The sequence below is a fragment of the Pelagimonas varians genome, from assembly GCF_003208435.1.
Taxonomy (GTDB): Bacteria; Pseudomonadota; Alphaproteobacteria; order Rhodobacterales; family Rhodobacteraceae; genus Pelagimonas; species Pelagimonas varians.
In genome coordinates this window covers 67,737-92,438 of the sequence record NZ_QKMF01000016.1, presented here as the reverse complement: position 1 = coordinate 92,438, position 24,702 = coordinate 67,737, and the positions used below count along the sequence as shown (strand labels likewise).

Here is a 24,702-nt window from a genome sequence, read left to right as displayed (position 1 = left end):
GTCAGGATGCTCCTACTTGCGCTATCGCTTCGCTACTTGAGCGCGAGACTTCGGTTGACCGGGGCAAAGCCGCGAGGCGTTCGCCACAAGTGAAAATGAAATCCAGCCCCAACGGGAACAGGGTTCGGTTGGCCTGAAACGCTTCCACTTCCGGCAAGGAAAGCGTTGCCTGGTCCTTGATACCGGGACCCGTCAATGTTGCACTTGAGGCGGCAAGCTCGGAACATTCGACGATGAGCGTAGCCGAGCGGTCAGGATACTCGGACGTGCCGATCGGGTAGACCGCGAGCGGCGCGAGCGCGTCCCACTTGCCAACCGCAAACATACAATGCGCGGGGCCAACAAAAGGGGCACCTGTGTGAAAGGCCAGCCACGCCCGCGCCGCATCGCAGTCCATATCGCCAGCCAGATAAATCGGTGTTTCCGTATCGCAGAGCGTCAGCAGAACGGCACCCATCGCGGGCGACAGCGGGGCAGGGGGTGCTGCCCCTTCGATATCCTGAATGGTACCCGGACGCGCCATGGCCTCCATCACACTGCGAAAGGCGTGGGCTGACCCGACGGCTGGATCGGCAAAGCCGCCGGACAGGGTGTTTGCCTGCATCAGTCTTCTCCTCGGGTCATGGTAAAGAAATCAACCTTTGTCGCGGCTGCCTTGGCCGCGCGGGCGGCTTTCATGGTGGCCATCCCTGCCTCCAGAGGCTCAAGGACCGTCTCGCGCAGCCTGCTTGCCATTGCGGTCTGCATAAGCGCATCGACGAGAGCGGCGACCTCGGCATCTGCTTTGCTACGCCCTTGAATATAGCTGTGCCCGACTTCGCCGGTTTCCAACGTCAAAGCGCAGCGGGTTATAGTCATCTCGCCCAGATTGAAGGGTGCGCCGGTGGCACCAGCGCGTGCGCGGACCATCGTGCTGCCAATCTCTGGTGCACGTAGCCACGTAAAAGCAGGGCGCGATATTTCAGCATCCAACAGTGCGGCCACACGGCCTTCGGGCGCTTTAGCCAGCAGACCCATCCACGCCTTACGGGGATTATTTTCGCTCACAGTGTCTTTCATCTCGACAACTTGTCTCTTTCCTATACAACTATACATATCTTATCATATTGATGTCCTCATGACAGAAGAGTTTTGTGAAATTTGCGTGACAGTTCTGACAAAACCCCGATCTGGAAGGCCATCGCCAATGCATTGCGCAGTGACTTGGCTGAAGGACGTTATGCGCCGGGGGACAAGTTGCCGACCGAGGCTGCGCTGGCAGACCGCTTTGGCGTGAACCGCCACACGGTGCGCCACGGGATTTCGGTATTGGTTGAGGAAGGGCTGGTGCGCACCCGTCGCGGTGCAGGGGCCTTTGTCGCGGCCACGCCGACCGACTATCCTATTGGCAATCGGGTGCGGTTCCACGAAAATCTGATTGCCGCAGGCCGCAGACCCGAAAAGCGCATGCTCGCGTTGGACGAGCGCGCTGCGACGATTGGCGAGGCTCAGGCGTTGCAGATCGAGGCGGGCGATCCAGTCTGTGCTTATCATGGGCTTTCATTAGCAGATGGTCAGCCAATTGCCGTATTTGAAAGCCTGTTCCCGATCTTGAGGCTCCCAGGAATTACCGCGGCATTGACAGAAACAAGTAGCGTCACCCGAGCGCTGAGTATTGCCGGTATCGACGACTATACGCGTGCCTCAACCCGCCTGACGGCAGTTCGCGCTACCGCAACACATGCGCTGCTTTTGAATGTTGGCGAAGGCGATCCTTTGCTGAGATCGTCAAGTGTCAATACATGTGCGATCGGTAAGCCAGTAGAATACGGTCGCACCTGGTTTGCAGGGGACCGGGTCACACTGACGCTTTGATCCCCTTGCCGCTATTCATGCTTTTACGGGTTTTGCGCGCCATTTTGGCAGAAGGGGCCCATGCCTAAAGGTAGATACGGAACCTCGGGGTCAAACTATGCCTTTGTTCAAAGCCGCAGGCCAAATATACGGCTTGGGCATTTGCATTGTCGGGATGTGTTCCGACCGTCATAGATTCGCAATTTAGCTCGCGTGCTTTGGCCATCGATGCATTGATCAACCGCCTTCCAATGCCTGATCCCCGAAACTCGGCTTCAACAAACAAGTGGTGCATATCAATGCCACGCTCACCCATCTCCAATTTTATCATCGGGCAGAGAGCAGCATAGCCCACAACTCTCCCATCAACTTCTGCAATCAGGGCATAAATCCAAGGAATTTCTCCAAAGATATCACGCTCCAGGGTCTTTGCGCTGACGTCTGGAATATCCCCATGATGATGGGCCAGTGCCCGCACCATAGATAGAATTCGTTCCACGTCGGATCGTGCAGCGCTTCGCATTATAATAGCATCGGGAGTAACAGAGTTTTTCATTTCACGTTTCAAATCGGTTTACAGGGTGATGCGCGTAACGCTGATATCGGAAGTCGAATAGAGGCAAGAGGTGCCCCCACTTAACATTACGGGGGCACCAGCGCTGTGCTATACAAGTAGTGAGCGGGCAATCAGCCTATTCAAGCCCCATGCAGTTTGCGTAGTAGGTTACCGTTGCAGGCCAATCAGAGAATATACCGACAACGCCTACATCCTGCGCCAAGGCGTCGATGTATTCGTACATGACACCATCGCTGTCTGTCAGATCCGAGATTGACTGGTAGTACCATCCGCCACCGTCCTTGAGTGGGCCAGATCGCTCGATAGTCCATGTGATGATCTCAAGCCCTGCTGCTTTGGCTTGAACAGCCAGCTCGGACGGGATGATTTCGCCGTCCGCAGATGTGGTGACCAACATCCATGTCGGAGGTGCGATGTAGTTCACACCCATCGATTTCAGCTCTTCCATGGTGTTCGGCCACGTGCCAGCATCCATCGGGGAATAGCCTTCGGTGTCGTACTCATCCATCAGATAAACAGCCTGAACGCCAAATTCCGGCTCCGCTTCGATCCAATACAGCACGTCTTCCAGATTGAAGGACTGCAGCCAGACATCGGACGGTGGAATATCTGCTGCCCTGTATTCATCGACCAGTTTTTGCGCATAGTCGGCTTGGTTAAACCCGTTGAACGGCATTTCGACGGAAGGTGCTTTAAGCTCTGGCGTAAACTTCGCACCGAGAGACTGGAAAAGTGTGATCGATTCGGCATGGGTCATTAGCGTTGCGGGCTCTGCTGAATAGAGATCCGTGCGCCAATCTGCTGTTCCTTGCAAATAAGCTTCTGGCGTCGTCGCAGCTGCGTCAGCCGCATCCATTTTCGGGGTCAGTGTCCGGAACTCGGCCAACGTTATCTCGGACGTGCGGCATTCTGCTGAGGCCGAGGTATCACCGTTGGCAGGTGTAAAGGGTTGCACGCAAGTATCCGCCAAGGGGCTTGTTAGAATGTTCGTGGTGGTGTGCAAATCATTTTGCGCATGACGACACACCAATTCCAGGTCTTCCGTAAAGGTTACGTCACATTCCAGTATGCCAGCGCCCATCCGTGCAGCGGCAACATTGGATTCGACCGTATGTTCGGGAAATTGCAAAGGCGCGCCACGGTGCCCGATTGAAAACAACGACGTTTGCCCTTCCTGCCCCATGCATTGGGTCAGCTGGTCCTTGAGGGCACCCTCTTCCATCTGGTCAATCAGGTAGTAAGGGCGCGGACCATACTCCACATTTTCAACAGTTTGCGCCGCGGCGGGCAGAGCCGCACAGCACGCCAAAACAAAAGCAGCAGTATTTCGCATTTTCTTCTCCATAATCACGCTATGGCGATCTACTGGGACGAACGTGACAGGGCCGTAATAGTTCTGTGAAAGAATTATTATTTCATCTGCCGGAATTCGCAGGCCTGATCCCTCACAACCCGCCGGTAAGCACGTCTGCGGCAGTTTGCCGGTTAAGATCCAACCGCAGTTTTACAAAACCTTCACTTTTGGAATGATCATACTTCATATATTCATGAAATATGGAAATAGTGATTCCCAACCGCCTTTCGACACTTGGCCATCCCCAACGGCTGGCGCTGTTTCGGCTGCTGATGCGACGCTATCCCGATTGCGTTCCGGCGACAGAATTGGCGCAGGCGCTTGGGCTAAAGCCGAATACTCTGTCGACCTATGTGAACGCGCTGATGCAAGCCGGTTTGATCAGCCAAGAGCGTATTGGCACGTCCTTGCGCTATGCAATCGACATGGATGCCGCCCGCGAGACCGTCGATTACCTTCTTCACGACTGTTGCAGGGGGAGGCCTGAGATTTGCGCCCCAAGTGCCTATTCCGCCATTCACGGAGACATACAAATGGCCGACCGAAAATTCAACGTCCTGTTCATTTGCACAGGCAACTCTGCACGGTCCATCTTTGCCGAGTCCATCTTGCGCGACCTCGCCGGTGATCGTTTTATTGCTTACTCGGCAGGCACCAAGCCTCGCTCGGAACTGAATTCGTTTGCACTCGAGGTGCTGGAACAGAAGGGGCATGATGTATCAGTCCTTCGTTCCAAGAACATTTCTGAGTTCCAAGGGGCGGATGCCCCAAATTTCGATTTCGTCTTCACCGTCTGCAATCAGGCGGCCAATGAAGAATGCCCCTCGTGGTCCGGTCAGCCCATCAGCGGGCATTGGGGGCTACCTGATCCGGTGAAGGTTGATGGTTCTGATGCAGAAAAGAGTCTCGCCTTCCACCAGACATACGGCGCGCTACGGAACCGCATGATTGCTTTTTTAGCTTTGCCCCTTGCTTCGTTGGACCGGTTGTCCTTGCAAATAGCTGTCGACGCGATTGGCCAATCTACTGACAAAGGACCACAGATATGACTGTTTACGCACTCAACGGCCTAGGCCGTATCGGCAAGCTGGCCTTGAAGCCGCTGCTGGAACGGGGGGCAAAAATTGCATGGATCAATGACGCGGTGGGTGATCCCGAGATGCATGCCCATCTGTTTGAGTTCGACACGGTCCACGGCCGCTGGAAGGCCAATTTCGCCCATGATGAGGGTAGCGTGACAATTGACGGCCAGCGTCTGCCGTTCATTGGCACCCGCGACATCGCCGCGCTGCCGCTGGAGGGTGTTGACGTGGTGATCGACTGCACTGGTGTTTTCAAGACAGAGGCAAAGCTCGCCCCCTACTTTGACGCAGGCGTAAAGAAGGTGGTTATATCTGCGCCGGTCAAGGACGGTGACGCCGCCAATATCGTATACGGGGTGAATCACGACATCTACGAACCGGACCGCCACCGCATTGTGACCGCAGCAAGTTGCACGACCAATTGCCTTGCGCCAGTTGTAAAGGTCATTCACGAAAACCTGGTGATCAAACACGGTTCTATCACAACGATCCATAATGTGACCAACACACAGACCATTGTGGACCGTCCGGCAAAAGACCTGCGCCGTGCGCGCTCTGCCCTGAATTCCCTGATTCCGACAACCACTGGCAGTGCGACCGCCATCACGTTAATCTATCCGGAACTGACGGGTCGCCTGAACGGTCATGCCGTTCGTGTGCCACTACTTAACGCGTCGCTGACCGATTGCGTCTTCGAGGTCGAGCGGGAGACCACTGCTGAAGAGGTCAATGCCCTGTTCAAGGCCGCAGCCGAGGGGCCGTTGAACGGCATCTTGGGCTATGAAGAACGCCCGCTCGTTTCCACTGATTACACCAATGATGAAAGATCGAGCATTATCGATGCGCCTTCTACCATGGTGATCAATGGCACGCAGGTGAAGGTCTACGCGTGGTATGACAACGAGATGGGCTATGCGCACCGGCTGGTGGATGTGGCCTGCTTAGTCGGGGACAGTCTGTGACCGAAAGCGCCACGCGCCCCGAAGGCCTTTCGGCCTATATCGCGGTCACGGCGGCCTACTGGGCGTTCATGCTGACAGACGGTGCATTGCGTATGCTGGTGCTGTTGCACTTTCATACGCTGGGCTTCTCTCCGGTACAGCTGGCCTATCTGTTTGTCCTGTATGAAATCGCGGGCGTCATCACCAATTTGTGCGCAGGCTGGATTGCCGCGCGGTTCGGCCTGACGTCGACGCTTTATGCAGGGCTAGGGTTGCAAGTGCTGGCGCTTCTGGCCTTGGCGCAGCTTGATCCGGGTTGGGCGATTGGCACATCGGTCGCCTTTGTCATGCTTGTGCAGGGTGCAAGCGGCGTGGCCAAGGACCTTGCCAAGATGTCGTCCAAATCCTCCGTCAAATTGCTTGCACCATCTCAGGACGGTGCTCTCTTTCGCTGGGTGGCCATTCTGACAGGGTCCAAGAACATGGTGAAGGGCGCAGGGTTTCTGCTAGGCGCGGTTTTGCTGGCAACGCTTGGATTCGCCTGGGCGGTATTGGGCATGGCCGCGATCCTTGCCACAATTCTGCTGGCCGTTTTGATTGCCATGCCGCCGGGGCTGCCTAAGGGACGCAAGGACACGAAATTTTCAGAGGTGTTTTCAAAATCTCCTAACGTGAACAGGCTTAGTGCGGCACGGGTGTTCTTGTTCGGGGCGCGGGACGTCTGGTTCGTTGTCGGCATTCCGATCTATTTCTACGCTGTGCTGTCGGATGGCACAACCGAAGGCAACCGCGCCGCATTCTTCATGATCGGGACGTTCATGGCCGTTTGGGTCATTCTCTATGGCCTTGTTCAGGCCAACGCGCCACGCATCCTGCGGGCAAGCCAACGGTCCGAGGTGGACCTGATTGGCGCGGCCCGCACATGGGGCTGGGGCCTTGCCGCGGTTCCGGTGATGCTGACATGCGCGGCTGTCACTGCCACAGAGCCGCAGATGTGGCTCACCCTTACGCTTGTCATCGGATTGTTGATTTTCGGGGCGGTCTTCGCGGTAAACTCATCGCTCCATTCCTACCTGATCTTGTCCTTCACAAAGGCAGAGCGGGTCACGATGGATGTGGGCTTTTACTACATGGCCAATGCGGCTGGACGGCTGGCCGGAACCTTGCTTTCCGGTTTGACCTATCAAGCAGGTGGACTGGCGCTGATGTTGGGCACTGCGGCAGGGATGGTTGCAGCGTCGGCGATCACGGTGGGTTTCTTGAAGCCGGAGAACACTCAGACATAGTAGGGCCACGAAAATTGACCTTGCCCCACAATTGCTGTGGCACGTCAGACCTTGTGTTTTTCTTCAAACTCGAATCCGTAGGCCAAATGGCCAATACTTCGGGGTGAAAGTCCATATGTCTCGTTTCTGAGAAAGTTCATCATCCCCTGCGCATCGTCGGAGAATGTGGCAATCGTTGCAGGCGAGATCGGCCCGCCGATTGCGATCTTGACGGGTTTGTCGGCCCTGCGACGAAACTCCTTGAGCAAGAGCGCCACGCGCAGATTATAATGGATATGGCTGGCGAGCTGAAACAATCGCGAGTTTTGACCGTCAAAGAAAACCGGCACCACGGTCGCATTTGATTTGGTAATCATGCGCGCTGTGAACCGGCGCCAACCGGGATCAAATGGCCGCTGGAACGGTTTTGCCGCGGTCGATACGGTCCCACCGGGAAAGACGCCTATCGCGCCGCCTGCCTTTAGAAATTCCAAGGCCTTGGCGCGGGTCTCCAAGTTCAGCTTTACCGCGTCCTTGGTGTTGTCAAAACTGATGGGCAGAATAATCCGGTTAAGATCGGGCGCATCCTGAAACACACTATTCGCCAGAATACGGAAATCACCACGCCGCGTGGACAGGAGGTATCCCATGATTAACCCATCAAGGATACCAAAAGGATGATTTGCGACGACAACCAATGGACCCTCCGCAGGGATATCCGCGATAGCTCCCGAAACCACATTAAGGCTTAACCCATAGCGGTTGATCATGACTTCCCAGAAACTGCGGCCCTGCGCAATTTCGGCATCATAGTCTCGCGCCCGCTGGATCAGATGAAGCCGCCCAGTTGCATTCTCGATCAGCTTGATCACTGCTTGGCCCGAGCGTGATTGTGCGGACTTGGAATAGGAAACCTGAGAACGGTCGCGTCTATCCATCTGCTTTGACCCTTATGATAAGCCTGCCTTTGCCTAACGGCACAACGCTACAACTTTGTGACATCTGGTGTCAGATCGTGCCCTCATAGCGCTCCAGAAATTCCTCGGCGCTGAGGGTGCGAAAATCATCAAGCGCGTCGCGCAGGCGTGCGTGCGGCCAGTCCCACCATGCGAGCGCCATCAGCCTGTCAGCAACACTGGAGGTGAAACGGGGTCGCAGTGGGACAGCCGGAATACCTGCAACGATCATGAACGGCGGTACATCCTTAGTGACAATTGCACCGCCTGCGACAACGGCACCATGACCTACCACCACATCGGGCCGGACCTGCGCGCCATGGCCAAGCCACGTGTCATGGCCGATCACCGTGCGCCGAGTCCGCCTGTGATCGAACCAAGCGTCATCGTGATCCGCATCGTCAAAATAATCGGCCGAGCGATAGTGAAAGTGATGCAGGCTCGCTTTTTCCATCGGGTGGTCTGTGGCACCGATCCGCACGAAGGCTGCGATGTTCGAGAACTTGCCCACGGAGGCATTGGCAATGTCGGCAAACCGGTCGCAGTATGAATAGTCATCCAATGCGCAATGCGCCAAGCGGCTGCCGCGTCCGATTTCCACATATTGTCCGAATGTTGCATCTGTGATCTCGCAGTCGGGATGAATAAAGGGGACATCCGGTTTCAATCTGGTCGTAGTCAAAACGCGCGCTCCTCGCCATTCCACCGAAAGAACTTGCCGGTCTGCTCAAACTTAAGTGTTTCCGCCAAGGTGATGAGGCCTGCTGCGACCTCGGTCGGGGTCAGATCCGCCTCTGCTCCACCCATATCGGTTTGCACCCAACCGGGATCGACAAGCACGACGGCAATGCCGTCAGGGTGCAAGTCCGTCGCCAGGCCTTGCATGACCTTATTTACCGCAGCCTTGGAGGCGCGGTAGGCAATACGATCCGATTTGGCATATCCCATAAATGACATCTGACTTGAAACTGTCAGGATACGGGGCCTGCTGCTACGCCGCAAATGATCCAGGCAGGCCGTGCTTACGGCCAGAGCACCCGCGACATTGACCGCAAATGTATAGGCCATTGCAGTCCAATCCATATCGGTTGTAGGGCTGTCCGGTCCGATAATACCTGCATTATTAATGACAATATCAATCGGATGGTTGATAGCTGATATCGCGTCCCGGACTTGCTGGGGATTGCTGACATCAAATATGACATCGCCACCCTGTCCCGCACGCGAGGCGCGCAGCACGTCATGCCCGAGATCCCCTGCACGTGCAGCCAGTGCCGCGCCAATCCCCCGGTTGCTACCGGTAATCAGGATGCTGGCCATTAGTCTTTCCGCCCGATCAGTTTGCCGCGCAGCCAGCCCGAGAACCAGTCCATGAACATCACCATGGCGATGATCAGGACGATATAATAAGCGACTTCTTCCCAGTCTTTCTGGGTCTGGATTGCTTGGGTCAGCATAAGGCCGATGCCACCGCCCGTGATCGCGCCGATGATGGTGGCAGAGCGAGTGTTGGATTCAAGGAAGTAAAGGATTTGGGCCAGAAGCACCGGCACAATCTGCGGTATGACGCCAAAGCGATAGCGTTGGAGCGGCTTGGCTCCGGTCGAGGCGACGCCCTCGATTTGCTTTTGGTCGACGTTTTCCAAAGCCTCCGAGAAGATTTTGCCAAAGGTGCCGGTATCCGTGATCAGGATTGCCAACGCGCCAGTAAGCGGGCCGGGGCCAAAGGCGCGGGCCAGGACCACCGTCCAGATCAGCGCATCGACACCACGCACAAAATCGAACAGGCGGCGGGTGGCAGCGCGCACTAGCATGAAGGGCGAGAACCGTTTGGCTGCTAGAAAGCCCAACGGCAGGGCGATGATGGCTGCCCCCATCGTTCCAAGGAAGGCCATCAGGATCGTCTCGCCAATGGCCCAAGCCACATCCTTGTGCCGCCACATGGCGTTGTTCCACCAGTCGGATATCGCGCCCGTGATATTGCCGCGCGCAGGGTCGATCTGGTCGCCAAACAGGATCGTGGCCAAGGACTGCCCGTAGTAGGGGCTGTCGAGCGTGAACCAGAACAGCTCCCAACCGGGGAAATAATTGAAAACCTCGGTCCGAGCGCCCGTCAAGGTAATGCGGCCTTCGGGTGTGGTGATGCCCACGCGGCGGTCCGAGGCGGAAATCCAATCCGGCAGATCATCGGGCAGGTTGGTCGTGACGGTGCGCCCCTCGGCCTGCGCCTCGATCAGTTGGAAGCCAGGTATTTCGATCTCGGTCCGGTTGTCTGGCAGATAGCGCACAATATGCTCGCGCCCCAGATCAATGATGATAGCATCATCGCCGGTCACCCAATCAGGTCTTTGACCTTCGGGGTAGCGACCCTTGCGCTCTCCTTCGACGGCATAAGTGATCTCTCCTGACCGATTATCCCGCGTGACATGGACCTTATGGGACCAGCTGTCGGAAGCCAGCGTCACGGCGTTTTCCATATTGGCGCGTCCGGCAAGACCAGGCAGGTCAAACGCGAAGAAGATATAAACGAAATAAACTGCGATGACCGCCGGGATGCCAAAGCCAATCAAGCGTTTGCGCTGAAAGAGCTTTTCGGCCTCAAACTTGGTCGCGTCCAGATCAATAGTGGTCATTGGCCTTGTCCCTCAGTCAAACGATTGCGGTAGCGGCTGGACACTTGATCGAAGAACACGATCGTGCCGAACAGGAGGATAAAAATCGCGGCGGCTTCGTCAAAGCGGCCCGGTCCCCAAGCCATGGAATTGCGCAGCTCATAACCAAGACCACCCGCACCGACAAAACCAAGGATGGCAGAGGCACGGATGTTGATCTCGAAGCGCAGCAGCGTGTAGCTCACGTAGTTTGGCGCGACCTGCGGCAACACCCCCAGAAGCATCCGCTGCGACCATGTAGCACCTGTGGAGGCAAGCCCTTCGACAGCTTTCAAGTCGGTGTTTTCGGACACTTCGGAAAACATCTTGGCCAGTGCGCCAGCCGTGTGGATGGCAATTGCGATCATTGCAGGAACGGGCCCACCGCCCAGCACAAAGATCAGAACCAGTGCGATGACGATTTCGGGCACGGCGCGCATGATATCCGAGATGCGGCGGAACAAGGGGATCAGACGCGGCCATTTCGCCAAGCCGCGGGTGCCGAGCAGCGACAGGAACAAGCCGCCAATTGCACCAATCAGGGTCGAGACAGCGGCGATGTTTATGGTTTCTACCAAGGCAGGAAAATACTTGGCGATCAGGGCGGGCAGATCGGCGCGCTTTTCCCATGCTTCTGACAGAACATCGGCGGGGTAATCGCCGATCTGATGCAGTCCATCCCAGAAACCGCCAGCGTTGCGGTCATCTGCGACATTGAACCCGGAAACCATCAGAACGACGAAAATCAAAAGTGTGAGACCGCCATAAAGCCTGCGGCGCTGTACCTGCGCCATATAGCTGGCTTGAATGCCGTCTACGTTCTGTGGTGCGCCACTCAGTGATATGTCTGCCATCCTGACCCCCGGACAAAGAAATACCGGCAGCCCCAAAGGGCTACCGGATGCGTCATAAAAATTAATTTAGTTCCCAATGACGGACTGGCGTGCCGCTACGATGCTTTCGTACATCGCGTGCGTGACGGGCTGAAAACCCAGCGTGTCACCCGCAGCGACGCCGTAGGCGCATTCCGGGTCTGCTTCGTAAAGGCCATCAACCAGCGCAACCATTGTGGCTTTGACATCATCGGGCAGAGCTTGACGCAGAACGACGGGGCCCTCAGGGATCACATTGGATTTCCAGATTTGAACCATGTCGTTCATGTCGACGAGACCTGCATCAACCGCCTTGCGCAGCGCGCCGGAGTTATAGCCGTCTTCCCAGTTGCCCTGACCGTCGGCCCACGTCACACCGCCGTCGATATCGCCGTTGTTCACTGCGACGATGGTCTGCTCATGACCGCCTGTGAATTTCACTTCACCGAAGTATTCGCCGGATTCCATTGTGATACCGTCCTTGTACTGCGGGATCTCGATGGAAGGGATAAGGTAGCCCGATGTGGAGTTTGGATCACCGAAACCAAACACCTTTCCCTGCATGTCATCCAGCGATGTAACGCCGCTATCGACGCGGGCAAAGCCGATAGAATGGTAGCCGACTGAGCCATCAAGGTTGACCTTGATCAAAACAGGCTCAACCGCGTCCGGATCCTGCAGGAATGTTGCGGCATAGGAAGATGCGCCCAGCCATGCCATGTCGATGGTGCCACCCAGAAGGCCCTGAATGACGCCATTATAGTCGGCAGGGGCGAAAAGCTTGGTTTCGACGCCGAGCGCTTCCGTCGTAAAGTCCGCCAGACACTGGTAGCTATTCATCCGGTCCTGCGCATTTTCACCGCCAAGGATGCCGATGCGGAATTCGGTGATTTCCTGGGCGAAAGCGCCCGTGCTGAGGGCTGTGGAGGCGGCAAGCGCCAGTGCGAGGGTCTTTTTCATTGTTATCTCCGTGGTTTGTTGCCCTACCGCTATGCGGCTATCTGGGGGCGGGGTTGATTAAGGTGGCCTGCAGCAGACGCGCAGGCTGAAACTGGCTCAGGCGTAGGCTTTCACTTCGCGGACTTCTGCCCTGTCCAGTGTTTCGATTTCGGTGGAAGTGGCGGCTTCGGAAAAGTCCGCGCCCGCCCCGTAGATGTCACGTGCGACCCCGGTGGTCAGCTGCTCTGGCGTGCCGTCAAAAACGATCCGCCCATCGCGCATCCCGATAACGCGGTCGCAATAGCGCCGCGCGGTATCAAGCGTGTGCAGGTTTGCGATGACCATGCGCCCGTCTTCTTCGTGAATGCGGCGCAGGGCTTGCATGACCACTTGCGCATTCATCGGATCAAGGCTGGCGATAGGTTCATCGGCAAGGATGATTTTCGGGTCCTGCATCAAGGCGCGCGCAATCGCTACGCGCTGTTGCTGGCCGCCTGATAGTGCCTCGGCCCGCTTTGGGGCCTGTTCCGCAATACCGAGCCGGTCAAGGATTTCGATCGCGCGGTGGATATCAGATTGGGGGTAAAGATTGAACATTGTCGCAAAGGTCGACCGCTTGTTCAGGGTGCCGTGCAGCACGTTTGATACGACATCCATGCGGGGGACGAGGTTGAACTGCTGGAAAATCATGGCGCATCGTGATTGCCAATTGCGCCGCGCAGCTCCCCGCAGCCCTGTGATCTCTTCACCCTCAAAGGTAATCGTGCCCTCGGACGCATCGCTCAGACAATTGACCATCCGCAAAAGCGTTGACTTACCCGCACCAGAACGGCCAATGATCCCAATCATTGACGGTTTTTCCACCAAGATGTTTGCAGCATCTACAGCCGTTTTATCCCCGAACCGCTTGGTCAGCTTATCAATCGTCAGCATATCGCCCCCTTGTTTGATGAGGGCGTAACCGGCGGAAACTACGGTTTGATGACGGTTTTAAGTCAGTTTCGTTACATAAAAGTAAAAGAAACATGACGCTCTCCGAACGCTAAAGGCGCAAGCTTTTGCAATGATTGATACATATTGCCTTGGCGCCACAGTTATCCACAAGGCTTCATAAAACTGTTACATTTTGAAAGTCAGGCGATTAGGATTTTCTTATGGTTCTTCGTTATGCGCTACCTCTGTTTATCTGCTTCTCGTTTCCTCCACTTGCGGACGCGCAAATGACCGATGTTAGTTGTGATGACAGCACGCGCATGGCGCATATGCTGACGAATGCTCTGGGTGCAGAGCGTCAGGGGAGGGGCCTGCGGGACCCTGAAACTCTGCTTGAAATATGGGTTACCGAAAGAAACGGTGACTGGATCATCGTACAGAACTACACAAACGGAACATCGTGCATTGTCGCCATGGGCGAACACTGGGAAGGCGAAATTCCCGGACCAGCCTAACTGCTGGCTTCCTCAAGCCGATCCGTCGCTGGAGCAGGTCTTGGTGACAAAGCTTCCATGCGCGCATAAACTGCCGCGCTCAACATCACGTCTTTAGCGTCCAAAGAAGGTTTCAATTGCTCAACATTGCGTGCGCTGATGATCGGAGCTGTTACAGCAGCATTCTGTGCGGCCCAGGCGACGGAAAGCGTGGCAGTGTCAATACTCAGTTCAGCAGCCAGTTCTGACAACGCTCGTGCCGCATCAAGCATCCATTTTTGGCCATAGCGGGCGGCATAGCGTTTGTCCGTCGAAAGACGCCCCGCCCCGCCAGAAAAATACTTGCCCGTCAGCAATCCACTACCAAGGGGGGAATAAGGGGCGACGGCGATCTCTTCTGAGAGTGCCATTGGAAACAGTTCAACCTCTGCCTGACGTTTGACTAGCGAATACATTGGCTGGATTATGTCGATGCGCGTTCCCACAATATTTGCCGCCGCCTGGGCTTTCATCACCTGCCACGCAGCAAAGTTCGACACGCCGATATAGCGAATTTTGCCTGATCGCTGCAAAGCTTCCAATGTCTCGAAGGTCTCTTGTAAGGGTGTTTCCGGGTCCCAGCGGTGCAAATAGAGGATATCGACTGTGTCGAGGCCAAGCCGTATGCGGCTTTCGTCGAATTGCCGAATAATGTTGTTGCGGCCGCTACCACCGGTATAGCCAGCCTTGGTTGCCACGATCAGCTTTTCGCGATCCAGTTTTGCAAACTGGCCCAACATTCGCTCAGAGGAGCCCCCCGTGTAGGTATGGGCGGTGTCAAAGAAGTTAATGCCCGCCTCTTTGCACGCTTCGAACATGGCTTGGCTTGCCGCAGCATCGGCCGTGCCGCCAAATTGCATGCATCCGAAACAGAGTGTAGATGTCTTTGAGCCATCTTGCGCATTGATTTCTTTCAACAGATCGCTCCGAGTATGCAGTAATAGGCAGAAACCTTAGACCGTTTGCATGACTGTTTTGTGACGTCTTTGAGGGCTGTCAGTCTATTGAAATATTTCCGTAGGACAGACCCTCCGTAATTTGGGCGTCGTATGGCGGATCATCAAATGAGCTCGACGCCAGCATTTTTCGCAGTTTTGTGTTGGAACCCTTCACCCGCGTCTTTACCAAATGGAGGAATGGACGGATTCGCCATAACTCTGAAAAACTTAACCGCCGCCTATGTTCAAAACGTGTGCAAACTTGAGATCAAAGCCACCACCAGGGGCTTAAGCATATATTTAACATAAGATAGATTATGCGTATTATTATCAATAATATATTTAGAGTTGCAATAATATACTAACGGAGTCATGCTGCTTACACCCTACTCGATAGGATGCTTCACATGCTTCGCACATTTCGAAAATACTCAATTGTGGCCGTACTTGCACTTGTTGGTTCGTCCGTAGGCCTTGCCAATCGTGTTCAGGCTCAAACTTACCAGATCGACTGCGCAATCTTACTGTGCCTCTCTGGCGGCTGGCCAGCATCAGTTCCATGTGCCCGTGCACGCGCCGAATTTATCCGCCGGATCACACCTTGGCCCATTGAACCACCATTACAGATTTGGCGGTGCCCAATGGGCGCATCGTATGATCCAGTTGCTCCGTCGGATAATCGAGGTCGTTTCTACGATATTTTGTTCACTAATCAGGATCGCCCGCGACCGCTTTTGTCGCCTGCAACCGAACCTCTGTCTTCTGAAGATGCCGTCTTAAACCTTGCTGGACCAAAGCCAAACCTGCTTCCGGAAGGATTTGCGCTCCAGTTGGTCCAAGACCGCGCTGACATCGACATTAGCGGCCCAGAATTCAACTTTGTACGCTCAATCCGCGTCTATGATGTCCGATATGCACGCCAAAACGAGTCAGGCCGCGACGGAGACTGCAACCGATCTGCAACCATTTACCTCGGCACCTATGGAACCCAAGGTGATTTTTCATGGGCTCGGTCTGCTCCAGCAGCTCTACCCGAGGCACATACTGGCCTTGAAAGATGGGGGTACAATTGCCCGAGCATTTACCATCGGTCGGTCTTCGTTGATTGGCGTGACTACGAAGGGAATTATGGCTTCGAACAGGTCAATTACTAACGGCTTGTAAGGTTTATTATGTTAATATTTTGAGTAAGCTATGCGTTTCAACCCAGAGCTACCCGTAATCAAGGTTCCCGTAACCACAATGATTCTATCCGCTGGAAGTGCATAACTGTTTCAAAAGATGCACCAGCTCACGACGAGCTTTGCTTCCGCCAAGAACTAATAGAAATTTGGGTGTCCGATATTGGAGTATCCTCATTCCAACGATCCCAGAAGGCGACTGTTTGGCTATCTGGTTTCATCTTTGGCTCAGCGACCCGAATTCGCGTTGGCAGTAGGCTGGCATCACCAACGACGAGTGCTTCGCCAATATCCAGAACAGGCAGCAAATCACCGAAGCTTCCAAGGCTATCGGGTAAGAGACGCTTGATAACGCTTTGATCGTCACTGTTTGTCAGACGCATTGCAACCACATTATTACACTGGCTGAGTACAGTGCGATTTACTTCTGACGGCCGCTGACTAATCACAACAAGGCCAATTCCGTACTTTCGGCCCTCTTTGGCGATCCGTTCAAATATCTCAACAGCAACGGCGTCAGAACTGTCAGCTTGCATGCGCTCAGGGATATACAGATGGGCCTCGTCACACATAATAGCGATCGGGTGGCGCTTGTCGGACTTTGTCCAAAGGCTGGTTGAGAAGATGATTTGAGCCAATAGGCTCACCATCAGTGGCAACACGTCAGACGGCACCTCTGAAAAGTCGATGATTTTGATACCGCCTTCGTTGTTGTCTTGTGCGCCACGTCCGGCAGAGATGGCGTGGACCATCTTTTCAAGCCAAGCCATGTCCATACATTCGGTTGGTGGTTGGAACAGGAAGGCCAGACGGCGATCATGCCTCTTGGCTTCCAGACGCCCAATCAATCGGCTGAGCTTACCATGATATGGGCCCTGTTTATCGCCCCTTGCTCCTGGGACCATCTCTTCGTCCAGATCCTTAAGCTTTTTGAGAACAGTGTTAATATCGAAGGGCACGGGGCTATCGATTGTGAAATTTTCTAGAAGCTCTCTGTGCTTAACTGGGTCAAGAGAGCTCTTTTTAGCTTCAACGATTGCACGGGTCATGATCATTGATTGGTTTGGGGCATTCTGGTCACTGCGATCTACAAACATCGAAAGCAAAGCCTCATAGCCCAGCAGCCAGTATGGTAAGTGAAGGACATCATCGGCTAATCCACGATCATGTTCTATGTCTGATGGCCCGGCGATCCGAAGGTGCTTAAATGCTTCGCTTTTTAATGGACGATATTCGCCATGGATATCAAACAAGACGGCGTTTGCCTGTGGTAACTCGGCAATCTGATCGAGCAACCTTGCTGTAGTCCAAGACTTCCCAGAGCCTGTACTGCCAACAATTACTGCGTGGCGCTGAAAAAATTTGTTCCCGTTGAGGTAGGCGATTGCGTCATCATCCAATGTAAAATGGCCGAGAGACAGCTTAGGTCCGTCTGTTTTAACATCGGAAATGACTTGCATAAATTTGGTAAGCTGCTCGCCATCCAGTGAAAAGCAGTTTGCATCGATTTCCGGCACAGTCTCAAGTGTACGTCGAAACACGTTCTGATCATTGCCGACTCGGTCGAGCAGTGTGCCGATGAGGGTGACTTTCACCAGGTTGTTTTCGTTGGGAACAAGATCGTCGTCGTCAATTTCGGCATCTTCAAGTTCACGAGTGTCAGGCTTCCGGGTAATCTTCACGACAATACCTATTAGATGCTGCCCAGGTTTGCTGCTTTGGAGAACCACCAGTCGGTTGACTTGGAGACGTTTGAGACGATCCAGGTCATCAACGCGAATAGTGACCGCAGCGGTATCGACTGAAATTACGCTACCAAGGGATTCGGTGTCGGAGAAATTGAAAATGGACATTTACGCTTCCTAAAGGACTAAATTGTTGAAGCCGTCGAGCGACCAAAGATCTGGCATTGGGACATCGGCGCCTTCCGGACAGGTATGAGAGTATACTTTGCTACCGGTTCCAGATCGTTCGATTCCCAAGTAGTTCGTGCCCGCCTTGTTTTTCAGGAAGTCTTTTGCTTCTTCCGTTAACGTTCGGGCCAGCACCACTGTTGGGACGTTCCTCTCCCTGCATCGCTCAATTAGCTTGGGGTGGATGTGCTGGTCTCGAAAACCAAAGCCCACACAAAGGAAAGCAGAAGCTGCCTTTAGTGCTGCATCAGCTCCATTGATGGTTGTTCGAAACGGATCTTCATAGGTCTTTTCGTATTTGTTTAACCCTGGCGTTACCATAAGCGGCGTGTAGTTATCTTTGGACGGCAGTTCGAACACTGGTAACCCTATCGTCCTATCGTCGGCGGTGCGGAACCAATCAAGAGATCCGTGGATCTTCCAAATCTTGACGACGCGGGCGGCCTTTGCCCCGCGTACCAATTTTACACGGCCCGTACTTTCCCACGTCTGAATATAACCAGGCGCAAATCCAGTCTGAAACAACACATTCCTGGAGTTGCAGGCAAACTCGGCAACGCGGTCATAATTTGTCGTGACTACATGTACCTCGCTATGCGTACTGCTGAACATGTTGGCCAAGAGTCCGCCTAACGCAAAGTTACCATCCTGGGCGGCGGCGTCCAAAAGCTGCATGTCTTTTTCGTTCACGCAACGCCAAGTTAGACTTACAATTTTTGACACTAGCGATGCAGGCAGTGTTTTTCCCTCCAAAGCCGCCTCGAGGTGATCGCCGTTGGCCAGCGCTACCTTAACTAGCAACCAAGCATCATCTTCAGCGTCGCCCTCTGTCTTCATGTTCTCGCTAAGGTACGTGCTCAGCTCCCCCATGCTGGGAAGCCCATGAGGCATTGATGCTCCGCTGCCAAGGACGATTGTAGGGCAGCCATGAAAACAAGATTGGGATATCTTGGCGATTTCTTCTTCCGTCACGCGAGGCTAATTCCTAAAAGCTGAAAAGAATAAAATATATCCTTTGACTATATTCGTCTGCCCGAAAATAGGAAGTGAAACAATATCAGAGCCTCAACCTTAGATTGATCAATTTATCATTTGAGCCCGACCCGGCCAGATGAGAGAAAAATCATTAAAGAGTTGTTGGCGAACATACCGGATGTCCTGGCTTTCGCACATTTGACATTGGGTTGCGGGTTCATCGAGATCCTCAAATCCGATGCAAACCCAGCCTTTTTTGGGGAACACCTTGTAGAGACCACGTTCCAAACGACGACATATCAGACCCCCTGCCCTTTAGACACGGGCAGTTTGATCAGATAGCCGCGCGCCAGCTTCTGTTTGATCAAATCGGTAAGGGCAGATTCAGCCTCGGTTTTTGTCGCGTACCAATCGTGGCGATGCCGCCCCCAAGTCCCAAAACGACCCCACTGCCGGTGGACGCCGTGTTGTTCGAAGAGGTCTTTGGTCAGCTCCACGGAATAGAACCGGTTCATATTAAGGGAGGGATCAAAACGGCGCATATCAATTTGCATCGACCTCCTCCTCGCTCATCGGAACATAGTCGACAGAGACCCGTTCAAGACGAGGTTCCTTTTGCTCAAGACCCCATCGGCGTTCCGTGTAGAACTCAAGTGCTTTCCGGGTTCTGGCCTCAAGCACATCTGCGGTGAACCCGAATTCAATACGGACCACGCGTTGTTGCGCCTCAGTCAATCTAGAATGCGGTTTGAGTTTCAGAATGGCCCAAGTGAACCAATCATCATCACGGGGTACTGAATCAACCGGTTTGGTTGCTTCAAATGAACGCTCTGGATCTATCCGCGCGGGGTGGAAATCACGAAAGGCCTTCCGCTCAAGGCACCAGGCACGCACATGTAGTCTCACCCCGTCGGAAGCGAACCGAACAGGCGCAATCCAGCGAGTCATAGGTTCTGGATCTCGCATCGATTGATAAACTATCCTCGTTGCCTCCTTCGCCCTGAAGGCACGGTAGAGCGGCCGTAGGACACGCAGGTCCTGAGTGCGTTGCAAATCTGGCAATTTATCGAATGCGGGAGATGGCGCGCTGGCCAAGAGTTGCTCCAGCTCCATCGAGGACGCCTTGCCACTGAGCCGTTCAAAGCTGTCATGGGCAAGGTATTGGCGCGACGACGCATCATAGTGCAGTGCATCATTTGACGCTTCGGCGAGGTAAGCGCGAAAATCGAGAGCGGCCTGCGCATTTGAAATACCAAAGCGCTTGATCAAGGAGGCACGAGTCGCTGCACCGTCCCAGAAAAACAGTCTGTCGAGGTATTCCAGGCGCGCACGTTGGGCATGTTTGAGGTCTTCGAAGGGCATGGGGGAAGGATATCTTGACTCCCCGCTATTGTCCATATAGTTTTTGCATGTGTAATAATTGACGGTGCGAAATGAGAATACTTCATACGGCAGATCTGCACTTAGGGCGGCAATTCATGGGCTTGAGCCTCGAGGAGGATCACGAGGTCATCCTCGACCAACTCCTTGAGACGCTTGTGGTCGAGAGCGCCGATGTTCTTGTGATCGCCGGGGACATTTTTGACCGTGCCTCGCCGCCCAATTCGTCAATCCGGCAGTTCAATCGCTTCCTCAAGCGCGTGGCAGAGGAGACCGAAGCCGCCGTGGTGATGATCTCTGGAAACCACGATTCTGGCGACCGGATCGAGGCAATGTCTGTCTTCTCCACCGCGTCGAGGGTGCTGGTGCGCGGAATCGCCGACGCGGTCGAGACTCCGCTTTTGCTGAGTGACGAGCATGGCGAGATCGCCTTTTCTGCGCTACCCTTTTCCTACGAATACGCAGCGCGGGAAGTGTTCGGGGATGAGGGTATCAGCACGCCAGCAGATGTCATCGCGGCCCAGATCTCCGCAGCAAGGGGTCAGGTGCCCGAAGGAGCGCGTTGGGTCGTAGTGGCTCATGCCTTCGTTGCAGGCGGCGCGGTCGGTGAGACCGAGCGCGCCCTGACACGGGTCGGCGGGATCGAAACTGTGCCTTCTGATGTCTTCGACGGGGCGGATTATGTGGCACTGGGGCATTTGCACAAGCCGCAGGAAGTAGGCGCGAGCCATATTCGGTATTCCGGCGCACCGCTCGCGTTCGGTTTTGACGAGGCGGGAAGTGAAAAATCCATGACTGTCGTCGATCTCAAAGCTGAAGGAGTCGAGATCCGTACCGTAGCGTTCCGTCCTATCCGGCAAGTGCGCTCGCTGACCGGAGCATTCTCGGATCTTTTGGCAGGAACACCGTCTGAAGACTTCATCCAGGCCAATCTGACGGATGAAAACCCTCTGATAGATCCGATGAAGCGGTTGCGCGCGACCTACCCCAATGCCTGCCACCTGGCCTACGACCGACAGGGTCGCGCCCCAGAGACCAAAATGCTTAGCGGTGGGCGAGCAGCGGTCACGCCGATAGATATGGTCGGTGATTTCATGAAGGTTGTTCGCGGCCGGGAGCCAAATACCGCCGAAGTAGCGATCGTCGCGGACAAGCTGCACGCAACAGCCTCCGGGGAGGAGCAGGCATGAGACCCATTCGCCTATCGCTTCAAGCCTTCGGGCCGTTCGCAACAACCGAGGTGGTGGATTTCCGCTCCGCGCTGGAGACAGGGCTGTTCGGAATCTACGGCCAAACAGGGGCTGGAAAGTCGACGTTGTTTTCGGCGATGTCCTTTGCGCTTTTCGGTGCACCAACCAAGACCGATCAGGAGCCACGTTCGCTGCGTTCGGATCACTCTGCGCCTGATCTACCTACAGAAGTTGAATTTGTCTTTGAACTGGGTGCCAAGACCTACCTGATCCGTCGTCGTCCGGCGCAAGAGCGTCCGAAGGCGCGAGGCGAAGGGACCACAGATGACGCCGCAGAAGCCTCGCTTTTCGACGTCACCGGGATCCCGGTGGACACGCTTGGCCCGAGCCAGCCAGGCCGTGTCATTGCTGAAAAGAAGGTCTCGGTAGTTGGAAAAGAGGTCGAGGCGCTGCTGGGTTACGGGGCAGATCAGTTTCGACAGATCGTGCTCTTGCCGCAAGGCAAGTTCGAGACGTTCCTTGCTGCAAAAACTGATGCGCGGGTCGAGATATTACGAGATCTCTTCGACGTGAAGATCTATCGCGATCTCGCCGCCCGGCTGAAGGAAGAAGCCTCAGAGGCAGAACGAGCGTTGCGCGACCAGCGTGCACTCTATGTGGCCCGGCTTGAGGAACGCGGTTTCGAGAGCGCTGAGGCACTGGAGCTAGGAATTTCTGCGGCGGACGCTAAAGTAGCAGAGAAGCAGGGAATTCAGCAGATCGCAGAGACGGCGAACGAAGCCGCGCGCAAGGCTCTGACCGAAGGCGAACAGATCGAAAAGGCTTTTGCTGCCGTCGATACGGCGCGGAAGGCATTTGACAGCCTAGAAGCGAAAACGGGTGAGATTGATGCGCTGGCCAGGCGGGTAGAGGTAGTCAGCAATGCCTTGCAAGCACGTGATCTTGAGACGGCTTGGCACAATGCGGAACACGACGGACGACTTGCGGTGGATGCTGTTTCCAACGCTGAAGCGGAGCTCGATACCGCCAATGGGGCGAAGGAAGAAGCAGCGCAAAAATTGGTCGAGGTGCAGTCTGACGAGGAGCGACGGAAGCAGGTTCAGGCCGACCTGACAAAGTTGGAAGCGATTGAGAAGCAGGTCGGGCAGGCTGCGGAGCTACAGAAAGCGTTTGATAAGGCTGCGCAGGAAGAAGTCTCAGCGAAGAGGGCGATGACCGAGGCCTTAGAGGCCCGCGAAAAGCTCCAAACTCAGCGTGATGCGACCGATCTGGCGCTTGAACAAGCGCGAAAGACTGAAGCGGCGCGGAGCAAGCTGACCGGTGAGCTGGCCGAGGTCGACCGCGAAAGGGTCAAGGCAGCGGTGCATGCAAAGGCGCAGGGGGCTGTCGCGGATGCGGAACGAAAGGTCGAAGCGGCATCGAGCGAGCTGGTGAGTAAGACCGATGCGGCACAGGCTGCCGAGGCGACCCTGACTGATGCAGAAGCACGGCTTTCGCGCACGCAGGCGATCATTCTGGCCGAAAAGTTGACCGAAGGAGCGCCCTGCCCTGTCTGTGGTTCCCACGATCATCCTGCGCCGGCCCATGGCGCGCCCGAACAATCTGGTTTGACCGAAGCGTTTCGCGACGCGCAGGCTGAGGCGAGAACTGCAGCCGAGGCCCGGGTTCGAGCGGAAACCGAACTCGGCAATTGCCGAACGTGGCTTGATGAAAAGAAGCTGGCGCTCGACGAACAGGAACGGCCCGAGCGTACGGTGGCGGAACTCGAAGCTGAAATCACTCGGCTAGAAGGTGCCATCGCCACGCTTGGAGAAGCCGTCGATCTTGACGCGATGTCGCAGCATTTGGCCGATCTCAAACGGAAAGTGACCGAGGCCGAAGCTGCCGAGGCTACGGCGCGCACTACTTCAGGACAGGCTGAGACCACTCTTGCTGGCGCGCGCGCCAAGCGCGATACAGTGGTCGAGGCCCTGCCGGAAGGTCTGCGCACGCCCGAGGCGGTTGTCGCACGGCGGGATGCTTTGCAAAGCGAGCAAAAGCAACTCTCCGAGGCGCTGGAACTGGCAACGCAGAAGGACCGAGCGGCCAGCGAAGCGCTTACCCGTGCGCAAGAGCAACTTGAAGCAGCAAAGCGGGCGCGCGACGTGCAGGCGCAGCGCGTGGAAAAGGCGCTAGGGGATTTTGGCGCTCGGCTGGCCGATGTCGGGCTGGACAAAGCAGGATATGAGGCTTGCAAAGCGCATTTCCCGACCCTCGAAAGCGACCGAAAGACGGTGTCCGATCATCGTGAGGGCCTGATCGCAGCGCGCACGACATGGCAGAACGCTACGGCTGCTTGCGTGGATCGCGAGCGCCCGGACCTCGCCCCGCTTCAGCTGGCACTCGACAACGCTACCCAGGAGTTGAACGCCGCCAACGATGGGCTCTCTTCGTCCAGGACAGATGTATCGTCCCTGACCAACTTCAAGAAGTCGCTGGCCGAAGCCTTGGCCGAAACCGAGCGGCTTGAATCCGAAACCGGTCCACTTCGGGGGCTGGCCGATTTGGCCAATGGCAAGAACGATTTCAAGATGACGCTAGAGACCTTCGCGATTGGCGCCATGTTCGACCAGGTGCTCGAGGCGGCGAACATGAGGCTCGACCCTATGACACGCGGGCGCTACCGGCTTGCACGCGGGCTCGAGGCATTGGGTGGGCGCGGCAAGCGCGGGCTCGAATTCGAGGTCTTTGACATCAACACCGGCAAGGCGCGTCCAACGGCTACCCTGTCCGGTGGTGAAACATTCATCGCGGCACTGGCCCTGGCGCTTGGGCTCGCCGATGTAGTCGAGAGCCTGTCTGGCAAAATCCGGATGGATACAATCTTCATCGACGAAGGCTTCGGTAGCCTCGACACTGAGAATGGGGCGGGCACGCTGGACCAAGTGATCCAGGTTCTTGCTGCGCTAACAGAGGGCAGTCGGGCCGTGGGTCTGATCTCGCATGTCGGACTGGTGCAGGAGGCCATACCACAAGGCTTCTACGTACGTTCGACCCCAAGCGGCAGTCGGGTCGAGGAAAGAAGAGGTCTGGGATGACGGACCGGTGGTATTATCGGAAAGCCCACACCCGCCGACTATCAACGGGGCGAACAATCTTTGTCCGCGGCGGCTGGGCTCTTCTGGGCGATCGTGGAATTGGGAAGGGCGC

At 55.4% G+C, this 24,702-nt stretch carries 24 protein-coding genes; 8 read left to right on the top strand and 16 right to left on the bottom strand.

Features of this window, described 5'->3' with window-relative positions:
* Position 1: 1 nt before the first annotated feature.
* Together phnH and phnG are read right to left on the bottom strand one after the other, a co-directional pair.
* Positions 2–604, bottom strand: a complete 603-nt coding sequence (gene phnH, locus C8N36_RS18380; protein ID WP_097806284.1) for a phosphonate C-P lyase system protein PhnH — start codon at positions 602–604, stop codon at positions 2–4.
* Positions 604–1,059, bottom strand: coding sequence for a phosphonate C-P lyase system protein PhnG (gene phnG / locus C8N36_RS18375; RefSeq protein WP_072629759.1), 456 nt, complete (start codon positions 1,057–1,059; stop codon positions 604–606). Before phnG ends, phnH begins: the two co-directional genes overlap by 1 nt.
* 81 nt (positions 1,060–1,140) lie before the next feature.
* Between phnG and phnF the strand changes: the two genes are divergently transcribed.
* Positions 1,141–1,854 (top strand): phosphonate metabolism transcriptional regulator PhnF, encoded by a 714-nt coding sequence (gene phnF, locus C8N36_RS18370; RefSeq protein ID WP_097806285.1) that lies wholly within the window; start codon positions 1,141–1,143, stop codon positions 1,852–1,854.
* A gap of 64 nt (positions 1,855–1,918) precedes the next feature.
* On the opposite strand, the gene C8N36_RS18365 is transcribed toward phnF, so the two are convergent.
* Together C8N36_RS18365 and C8N36_RS18360 are read right to left on the bottom strand one after the other, a co-directional pair.
* Complete coding sequence (locus C8N36_RS18365) at positions 1,919–2,389, bottom strand: GNAT family N-acetyltransferase (RefSeq protein WP_097806286.1); 471 nt, start codon at positions 2,387–2,389, stop codon at positions 1,919–1,921.
* A gap of 136 nt (positions 2,390–2,525) precedes the next feature.
* Positions 2,526–3,743: a glycerophosphodiester phosphodiesterase family protein gene (locus tag C8N36_RS18360; protein ID WP_097806287.1), complete on the bottom strand. Its 1,218-nt coding sequence runs from the start codon at positions 3,741–3,743 to the stop codon at positions 2,526–2,528.
* Positions 3,744–3,964: 221 nt separating this feature from the next.
* On the opposite strand from C8N36_RS18360, the gene C8N36_RS18355 reads away from it, so the two are divergent.
* The 3 genes from C8N36_RS18355 to arsJ are packed head-to-tail and all read left to right on the top strand — an operon-like array spanning position 3,965 to position 7,073.
* Positions 3,965–4,813: an arsenate reductase/protein-tyrosine-phosphatase family protein gene (locus tag C8N36_RS18355; protein WP_097806288.1), complete on the top strand. Its 849-nt coding sequence runs from the start codon at positions 3,965–3,967 to the stop codon at positions 4,811–4,813.
* The gene (locus C8N36_RS18350; protein WP_097806289.1) at positions 4,810–5,808 is read left to right on the top strand and encodes an ArsJ-associated glyceraldehyde-3-phosphate dehydrogenase; all 999 of its coding nucleotides are present in this window, start codon (positions 4,810–4,812) and stop codon (positions 5,806–5,808) included. The genes C8N36_RS18355 and C8N36_RS18350 overlap by 4 nt, the downstream gene beginning before the upstream one ends.
* A complete protein-coding gene (gene arsJ / locus C8N36_RS18345) occupies positions 5,805–7,073 on the top strand; it encodes an organoarsenical effux MFS transporter ArsJ (RefSeq protein WP_097806290.1) in 1,269 nt (422 codons plus the stop codon). Before C8N36_RS18350 ends, arsJ begins: the two co-directional genes overlap by 4 nt.
* Positions 7,074–7,117: 44 nt before the next feature.
* On the opposite strand, the gene C8N36_RS18340 is transcribed toward arsJ, so the two are convergent.
* The 7 genes from C8N36_RS18340 to phnC form a co-directional block, all read right to left on the bottom strand.
* Entirely contained in the window at positions 7,118–7,990 is an 873-nt protein-coding gene (locus C8N36_RS18340; protein ID WP_097806291.1) for a lysophospholipid acyltransferase family protein, read from the bottom strand.
* A gap of 70 nt (positions 7,991–8,060) precedes the next feature.
* Complete coding sequence (locus C8N36_RS18335) at positions 8,061–8,690, bottom strand: LbetaH domain-containing protein (protein WP_097806292.1); 630 nt, start codon at positions 8,688–8,690, stop codon at positions 8,061–8,063.
* Positions 8,687–9,328, bottom strand: a complete 642-nt coding sequence (locus C8N36_RS18330) for an SDR family NAD(P)-dependent oxidoreductase (protein WP_097806293.1) — start codon at positions 9,326–9,328, stop codon at positions 8,687–8,689. Before C8N36_RS18330 ends, C8N36_RS18335 begins: the two co-directional genes overlap by 4 nt.
* Positions 9,328–10,641, bottom strand: a complete 1,314-nt coding sequence (phnE, locus tag C8N36_RS18325) for a phosphonate ABC transporter, permease protein PhnE (protein ID WP_097806294.1) — start codon at positions 10,639–10,641, stop codon at positions 9,328–9,330. Before phnE (C8N36_RS18325) ends, C8N36_RS18330 begins: the two co-directional genes overlap by 1 nt.
* On the bottom strand, positions 10,638–11,513 hold the full coding sequence (gene phnE / locus C8N36_RS18320; RefSeq protein ID WP_110767957.1) for a phosphonate ABC transporter, permease protein PhnE: 876 nt from the start codon (positions 11,511–11,513) through the stop codon (positions 10,638–10,640). Before phnE (C8N36_RS18320) ends, phnE (C8N36_RS18325) begins: the two co-directional genes overlap by 4 nt.
* Before the next feature lie 66 nt (positions 11,514–11,579).
* On the bottom strand, positions 11,580–12,491 hold the full coding sequence (gene phnD, locus C8N36_RS18315; protein ID WP_097806213.1) for a phosphonate ABC transporter substrate-binding protein: 912 nt from the start codon (positions 12,489–12,491) through the stop codon (positions 11,580–11,582).
* A gap of 96 nt (positions 12,492–12,587) precedes the next feature.
* Entirely contained in the window at positions 12,588–13,403 is an 816-nt protein-coding gene (gene phnC, locus C8N36_RS18310; RefSeq protein WP_097806214.1) for a phosphonate ABC transporter ATP-binding protein, read from the bottom strand.
* 287 nt (positions 13,404–13,690) lie between these two features.
* Here phnC and C8N36_RS18305 point away from each other — a divergent pair, with 287 nt between their 5' ends.
* The gene (locus C8N36_RS18305; protein ID WP_141468187.1) at positions 13,691–13,918 is read left to right on the top strand and encodes a hypothetical protein; all 228 of its coding nucleotides are present in this window, start codon (positions 13,691–13,693) and stop codon (positions 13,916–13,918) included.
* Here the strand turns inward: C8N36_RS18305 and C8N36_RS18300 are convergent.
* Complete coding sequence (locus C8N36_RS18300) at positions 13,915–14,853, bottom strand: aldo/keto reductase (RefSeq protein ID WP_245910961.1); 939 nt, start codon at positions 14,851–14,853, stop codon at positions 13,915–13,917. The two genes, C8N36_RS18305 and C8N36_RS18300, sit on opposite strands and share 4 nt — an antisense overlap.
* A 428-nt stretch (positions 14,854–15,281) precedes the next feature.
* On the opposite strand from C8N36_RS18300, the gene C8N36_RS18295 reads away from it, so the two are divergent.
* A complete protein-coding gene (locus C8N36_RS18295; RefSeq protein ID WP_370739167.1) occupies positions 15,282–16,028 on the top strand; it encodes a hypothetical protein in 747 nt (248 codons plus the stop codon).
* A gap of 137 nt (positions 16,029–16,165) precedes the next feature.
* On the opposite strand, the gene C8N36_RS18290 is transcribed toward C8N36_RS18295, so the two are convergent.
* The 4 genes from C8N36_RS18290 to C8N36_RS18275 form a co-directional block, all read right to left on the bottom strand.
* Positions 16,166–17,908 (bottom strand): ATP-binding protein, encoded by a 1,743-nt coding sequence (locus C8N36_RS18290; RefSeq protein WP_097806218.1) that lies wholly within the window; start codon positions 17,906–17,908, stop codon positions 16,166–16,168.
* Between the two features lie 9 nt (positions 17,909–17,917).
* Positions 17,918–18,940 carry an SIR2 family protein gene (locus tag C8N36_RS18285; protein WP_141468189.1) on the bottom strand — a complete coding sequence of 341 codons (1,023 nt, stop codon included), beginning with the start codon at positions 18,938–18,940 and terminating at the stop codon, positions 17,918–17,920.
* A gap of 302 nt (positions 18,941–19,242) precedes the next feature.
* Positions 19,243–19,497 (bottom strand): WGR domain-containing protein, encoded by a 255-nt coding sequence (locus C8N36_RS18280; RefSeq protein WP_097806220.1) that lies wholly within the window; start codon positions 19,495–19,497, stop codon positions 19,243–19,245.
* Positions 19,487–20,305, bottom strand: coding sequence for a BrxR family transcriptional regulator (locus C8N36_RS18275; RefSeq protein ID WP_097806221.1), 819 nt, complete (start codon positions 20,303–20,305; stop codon positions 19,487–19,489). The genes C8N36_RS18280 and C8N36_RS18275 overlap by 11 nt, the downstream gene beginning before the upstream one ends.
* Before the next feature lie 71 nt (positions 20,306–20,376).
* On the opposite strand from C8N36_RS18275, the gene C8N36_RS18270 reads away from it, so the two are divergent.
* Both C8N36_RS18270 and C8N36_RS18265 read left to right on the top strand, forming a co-directional pair.
* Complete coding sequence (locus C8N36_RS18270; RefSeq protein WP_097806222.1) at positions 20,377–21,513, top strand: exonuclease SbcCD subunit D; 1,137 nt, start codon at positions 20,377–20,379, stop codon at positions 21,511–21,513.
* Positions 21,510–24,590 (top strand): AAA family ATPase, encoded by a 3,081-nt coding sequence (locus C8N36_RS18265; protein ID WP_097806223.1) that lies wholly within the window; start codon positions 21,510–21,512, stop codon positions 24,588–24,590. Before C8N36_RS18270 ends, C8N36_RS18265 begins: the two co-directional genes overlap by 4 nt.
* Positions 24,591–24,702: the final 112 nt, after the last annotated feature.

Coding starts and splice junctions, on each gene's coding strand:
- phnH (WP_097806284.1), bottom strand. CDS start 604: ATGCAGGCAAACACCCTGTCCGGCGGCTTTGCCGATCCAGCCGTCGGG.
- phnG (WP_072629759.1), bottom strand. CDS start 1,059: ATGAAAGACACTGTGAGCGAAAATAATCCCCGTAAGGCGTGGATGGGT.
- C8N36_RS18365 (WP_097806286.1), bottom strand. CDS start 2,389: ATGAAAAACTCTGTTACTCCCGATGCTATTATAATGCGAAGCGCTGCA.
- C8N36_RS18360 (WP_097806287.1), bottom strand. CDS start 3,743: ATGCGAAATACTGCTGCTTTTGTTTTGGCGTGCTGTGCGGCTCTGCCC.
- C8N36_RS18355 (WP_097806288.1), top strand. CDS start 3,965: ATGGAAATAGTGATTCCCAACCGCCTTTCGACACTTGGCCATCCCCAA.
- C8N36_RS18350 (WP_097806289.1), top strand. CDS start 4,810: ATGACTGTTTACGCACTCAACGGCCTAGGCCGTATCGGCAAGCTGGCC.
- C8N36_RS18340 (WP_097806291.1), bottom strand. CDS start 7,990: ATGGATAGACGCGACCGTTCTCAGGTTTCCTATTCCAAGTCCGCACAA.
- C8N36_RS18330 (WP_097806293.1), bottom strand. CDS start 9,328: ATGGCCAGCATCCTGATTACCGGTAGCAACCGGGGGATTGGCGCGGCA.
- phnE (WP_097806294.1), bottom strand. CDS start 10,641: ATGACCACTATTGATCTGGACGCGACCAAGTTTGAGGCCGAAAAGCTC.
- phnE (WP_110767957.1), bottom strand. CDS start 11,513: ATGGCAGACATATCACTGAGTGGCGCACCACAGAACGTAGACGGCATT.
- phnD (WP_097806213.1), bottom strand. CDS start 12,491: ATGAAAAAGACCCTCGCACTGGCGCTTGCCGCCTCCACAGCCCTCAGC.
- phnC (WP_097806214.1), bottom strand. CDS start 13,403: ATGCTGACGATTGATAAGCTGACCAAGCGGTTCGGGGATAAAACGGCT.
- C8N36_RS18305 (WP_141468187.1), top strand. CDS start 13,691: ATGACCGATGTTAGTTGTGATGACAGCACGCGCATGGCGCATATGCTG.
- C8N36_RS18295 (WP_370739167.1), top strand. CDS start 15,282: ATGCTTCGCACATTTCGAAAATACTCAATTGTGGCCGTACTTGCACTT.
- C8N36_RS18290 (WP_097806218.1), bottom strand. CDS start 17,908: ATGTCCATTTTCAATTTCTCCGACACCGAATCCCTTGGTAGCGTAATT.
- C8N36_RS18280 (WP_097806220.1), bottom strand. CDS start 19,497: ATGCAAATTGATATGCGCCGTTTTGATCCCTCCCTTAATATGAACCGG.
- C8N36_RS18275 (WP_097806221.1), bottom strand. CDS start 20,305: ATGCCCTTCGAAGACCTCAAACATGCCCAACGTGCGCGCCTGGAATAC.
- C8N36_RS18270 (WP_097806222.1), top strand. CDS start 20,377: ATGAGAATACTTCATACGGCAGATCTGCACTTAGGGCGGCAATTCATG.
- C8N36_RS18265 (WP_097806223.1), top strand. CDS start 21,510: ATGAGACCCATTCGCCTATCGCTTCAAGCCTTCGGGCCGTTCGCAACA.